The organism is Flavobacterium sp. UBA4854 (assembly GCF_002399805.1).
GTDB classification, from domain to species: Bacteria; Bacteroidota; Bacteroidia; order Flavobacteriales; family Flavobacteriaceae; genus Flavobacterium; species Flavobacterium ginsengisoli.
Map to the genome: position 1 here is coordinate 29,121 of NZ_DHEI01000020.1, position 4,980 is coordinate 34,100.

The following is a 4,980-nucleotide window of genomic DNA, read 5'->3' on the forward strand; positions in this document are numbered from 1 at the left end:
TGGCTTTAGGATGTGCTTTTAGAGTGGCGTTATATATCTTATCAGTAGCACTGATTGGAGTATATTTTGTAGTATCAGAAACGATTCTTTCTTCTTTGGCAAATGTTTTTCCGCCATTAAATAACCATTGAATTCCTTTATCGTAGCATTCAAAAGCCCATACTAATCCGGTTAAGGCAATGATCAAAGTGAAAATCATCATATAGAATCCTAGAATATTATGCAAATCGTAGTTTTTACGTTTCCATTTTGTAGTGTTTTTCCATTGAAACCAAAAGCGTTGTTTTGCCGCACTTTTATTTTTAGGCCACCATAGAATTAAACCTGTAATTAAGGAAATTATGAATATAATGGTTGCTGTACCTGTAATGGGATCGCCAATTTTACTATTTAAGCAAAGTGTTTGGTGCAGCATTCGTACAAAAACAAAAAACTCAAAATTATAATCTTCTATTTTTGTGACATTTCCTGTGTAGGGATCTAAGTAGACATAGTTTGTCTGATACTGATTCCAATACCAGATCGCATCATTGTCCAATTCTTCATAAAACCAAGCAACAACAGTACGTCTATCATCACTAAATGTCCTGCATCCAGAAAATGTCTGCTTTGGATGGATCTTTTTGTTTGCTTCTTGCGCAATTTTTATTAAATGGCTAATAGGCAGTTTTTTATCTTTAACCTGATCAACATAATAATAGTCGTGAATTATAGGACGCAGTTCTTCTTCAAAAACGTATAAACAGCCTGTAATTCCTAGTATAACTACGATAAGACCTGATGATAAACCTAGCCATAAATGTATTTTTAATAGTAGCTTTTTAAAAGTCATTGTAAAAGGTTAAATAAGATAGGTATTAAAATAGAAAACACCTCTGCAGATAGTACAGAGGTGTTTTTTGAAAAGAAATGACCTTAGAATTTCAATGTTAGATTCACTAAGAAGTTTGATAATGCTTGAGAATTTCCGTAAAAATCCCAATATCTTTCACTAGAAATGTTGTTGAATTTTACTCCAATTCTCCAAGTCGGTTGATCGTAAAAAACTGTTGCATTTGCTGTTGTATACGATGGCATGTAGAAAATATTGTCTTCAAATAGATAGCTTTTTCCAACATAATTTAACCCAAAACCAGCACCTAAACCTTTAACCGTATTTTGCAAAGCATAAGTTGCCCAAAAGTTAGCTACATTTTTTGGAGCTCCAGGTGCTATTGCTCCCGACTCTTCGATGCGATTTTCATTGTATGCATATCCTCCAATAATATTTAATCCGTTTATTGGATTGGCTATTAACTCAAAATCTAAACCTTTGCTTTTTTGAACTCCATCTTGAAATGCAAAACCATTTGAGTCGTATCGAATTGCATTATCAATAGTAATATTATAATAGCTTAAAGTGGCACTTAATTTTTTATTAAATGCTTCTGCTTTTACACCTGCTTCATATTGTACAGCATAAACAGGATCTAAAATCAATTTTGTTGCATCTGGCTGTGTTGCAGGAGGTGAATTTTGGAATCCGTTCATATAATTTGCAAAAAGAGAAACCTGATCTTTTACAACCTGATAAACCAAACCTAATTTTGGAGACCATGCAGTCTGGTTATAAGCTTCAGTGCCTTCAACTTCTTTACGTTTATAATTGTCCATACGTAAACTTAACATTGCAGATAATCTATCCGTAAAATTAACTACATCAGAAGCATAAATGCTAAAAGTCTGGTCGCCATCAGTAGGATAAGCAGTTTGTTTTAATGTTGCATCAACCGTTTTTCTTCTCATCGGATCAAAAGGCATTCTAACATCGACCGTATCAATATAAGCTGTAATTCCAGAAGAGAAGCTATTTTTATTAAAACTGTAATTTGCACCTACCAAAAGTTTATGTTTGATGCTTCCTGTTTTAAATTGACCGTTTATATTTTCCTGAATATTAGTGTAGTTATTGTAAATAGGTCCCCAGTTACCAACTCTTCTCGCCGCTAAGTATGGAGTTAGCCAAAGAGTATAAGTTTGGTAGCTGCGTTCTACATTTTCTCCCATAAAAGAGAATAGAGTAGTCGATTTCCAGTTTTCAGATATTTGATATTCTGCTTGAGCAAAAACTTTATTTGCCGAAGTTTTAGCATCATTGTCATCATAAAATAATGATTTTCTGTAACCTACCATCAAATCCCCAGGATTTGTAATTCCTGATTTAGGATCATATCTATGATAAGTACGTCTTGTGTTGTTTGAGCTAATATATTCTGCGTCAATATTGAAAGTAAGTTTGTCGCTTGCCTTATAAGTTAAACTTGGTGTGAAGGCAAAAGTATTATTGAAGCCAAAATCTAAGAAACTTTTTTCTCTGTTAACCGCTGCATTTAGTCGAAATAAAACACTTTTATCTTTCTTTAAAGGTGTATTGATATCTGCAGTAAAACGATTTAAGTTATAGCTTCCCATAGTATAAGAAACTTCTGTGGCTGCGGTTTCAAAAGGTTTTTTAGTTACCAAGTTCACTACACCTCCAAAAGATGAAATAGTTGATCCAAATAAAGTTCCTGATGGACCTTTTAAAACTTCAATTCTTTCAACATTGGCAAGATCTGTAGAAGAACGATTTGTAGCAGTTTCCATTCCGTTTCTAGCATTAATTCCTGTGGTAAAACCTCTAAAAGTTACGCCAACTCCACCAGAAGGATAAGTAACGGGAACTGCACCAGGAGAGTTTTGTACTGCACTTCTAACATCTACAGCAACTTGATCTAACAAAAGTTCTTTATGGATTACGCTATAAACTTGCGGATTTTCAAGATTCTTAAGAGGCATTCTTGCAACATAGTCTGTTTTTTTAGACATAATGCTTTTCGGACTGCTAATAACAACTTCTTTCAATTCTTTATTAGAAACTTTCAGTTGTAAATTGACTGTTGAGGTTTCGTTTTCAGTAACTGTAATTTCAGTTTCTAGAGTTTCATAACCAGTTAAAGATACTTGTAGTGTATAAGAATTGGCTTTTACTTTATTAAAATCAAAAGTACCATCATCATTAGAAACGGTGCCATATTTTGTGTTTTTAAGAATAATGTTTACTCCTGCCGCAGCATCGCCGTCTGAGGTAGTTATGGTTCCTTTAATTTTTCCGTGATTTTGTTGAGCAAAAATTGATAAGAACGAAAATAAAAAACTGATAGAAAATAGAAAACGCGAAGTTTTCAAACTGAGGTAATTCATTGCTAATTTTTAATTGGTTTATAATTAAATTTTATTTAGAATAAATAAAAACAATGCAAATGTAAAAATTAAAATAACTTTAACAATTTTTATTTCTGCCATTTGCAGGTTAAATTGTTAAATGTTTATTCTAGAGCGATTAATCAAAATTCTTATTCAAAATTGTGGTGGGATAAACTTTAAAAAGCCTTAATTTTGCTGTCTGAAAAATGACTTCATGATTTTACCATTCTTTAAAAAGATTCAAAATACGCCTAGAGGATATCGTATTGCCAACACTGTTTTTTTCTTTCTCTCAGGTTTTGGTTACTCTTCTTGGGTTTCAAGAATTCCACATATACAAGCCCAATTGCATTTGTCTGAAGCCGAATTTGGAGCAGTTTTATTTGCTTTTCCGATCGGTTTAATGCTAACAATGCCTTTTACAGGAAAATTATTGAATAAATACAGCAGCCGTTATATAATGCTTCTTGGTGCGGTTATGTTTAATGTTGCGCTTTCTTTGCCAGGTTTGGCAGCATTTGTCTGGCAGTTGGTAATTATACTTTTATTCTTTGGAGCTTCTCGTAATATTTTCAATTTATCCATAAATGCACAATCTCTTGAAGTTCAAAAATTGTATCCAAAGTCTATTATAACGCGTTTTCATGCGGTTTGGAGTATTGCAGTTTTCTCTGGAGCTGGTTTAGGGTATGTAATGGTAACACAGCACATTGCACCGTCGCATCATTTATTGGGAGTGAGTATTTTTATGCTTGCGCTTACGGCTTGTTTTTACCCAATGAGTATTCACAACGAACCTGTTCCGGTTAAGAAGAAGTTTTTCTCGATGCCTGAAAAAAATCTAGTAAAATTTTCGCTGATTTGCTTTGTTTCTATGGCCTGCGAAAACACCATGTACGATTGGAGTGGAATTTATTTCGAAAACATATTAAAAGCTTCTCCAAAATTAACCAGTGCCGCATTTGTATTTTTCGCTTCTGCAGTTACGTTAGGACGTATTTTTGGGGATTATGGTGTAATGAAATTTGGAACTAAAAAAATACTGCTTTACAGCGGAATATTAATAACAGCTGGTTTCGGACTTTGTTTTATCCTCCCATATGCTTACCCAACTATTTTCGGTTACGTTTTAATCGGATTTGGAGTTTCTTGTGTAGTTCCGCTTGTGTTTAGCATTGCCGGAAGATCTTCAAATTTAAGCAGTGGTTCTGCCTTGACTTCAATATCTACAATTGGCTATCTCGGATTTTTATTGGTTCCGCCAATGGTTGGTTTTATTTCTGAATATTTAAGCATGAAATGGGCTTTCCTTATTATGGCGCTTCTCGGGATTCTGATGATCTTTATGGTGAATAAGATCGGGGATAATGAATAATTTAGAGATGCTAAGATACTAAGATGCTGAGGTTCTAAGATTTTCTTTTATTGAGATTTTTTTCTTTGAAAATTAGGGATATATATATCGCACAATCTCTTGCTTCTTGTCATCATAAAAATAACCATCATTAGCGAATTCATTCACTAAATCAATTTTATAATTTTCATTAATATGATTAAGAATTTGCAAGAAAGAAATTAAAGTCTTTCTAGTATATCTGCAATTAATGTAAAATAGCTCCTTTTCAACCTGATTTTCTATACAATAAAACCTAAAATCGAAAGTGGTGTTCATTGATTGTTCTATTCGATTATATTTGAAAATAAAAGAAGTGATTCCGCTTTGAATCAAATTTATTAAAAAAGCTCGAGTTTCAT

At 33.1% G+C, this 4,980-nt stretch carries 4 protein-coding genes; 1 reads left to right on the top strand and 3 read right to left on the bottom strand.

Features of this window, described 5'->3' with window-relative positions; all coding sequences use genetic code 11:
- The coding region (locus B3J44_RS02220; protein WP_286965440.1) for a PepSY-associated TM helix domain-containing protein at positions 1-832 on the bottom strand (832 nt) is incomplete at its 3' end.
- Between the two features lie 83 nt (positions 833-915).
- Positions 916-3,222, bottom strand: a complete 2,307-nt coding sequence (locus tag B3J44_RS02225; RefSeq protein ID WP_286965444.1) for a TonB-dependent receptor — start codon at positions 3,220-3,222, stop codon at positions 916-918.
- 217 nt (positions 3,223-3,439) lie between these two features.
- Between B3J44_RS02225 and B3J44_RS02230 the strand changes: the two genes are divergently transcribed.
- Entirely contained in the window at positions 3,440-4,600 is a 1,161-nt protein-coding gene (locus tag B3J44_RS02230; protein WP_286965446.1) for an MFS transporter, read from the top strand.
- A 72-nt stretch (positions 4,601-4,672) separates the two neighbouring features.
- Here B3J44_RS02230 and B3J44_RS02235 read toward each other — a convergent pair.
- Positions 4,673-4,980, bottom strand: a 308-nt coding sequence (locus B3J44_RS02235) for a hypothetical protein (RefSeq protein WP_286965448.1), incomplete at its 5' end; no start/stop codon positions are given.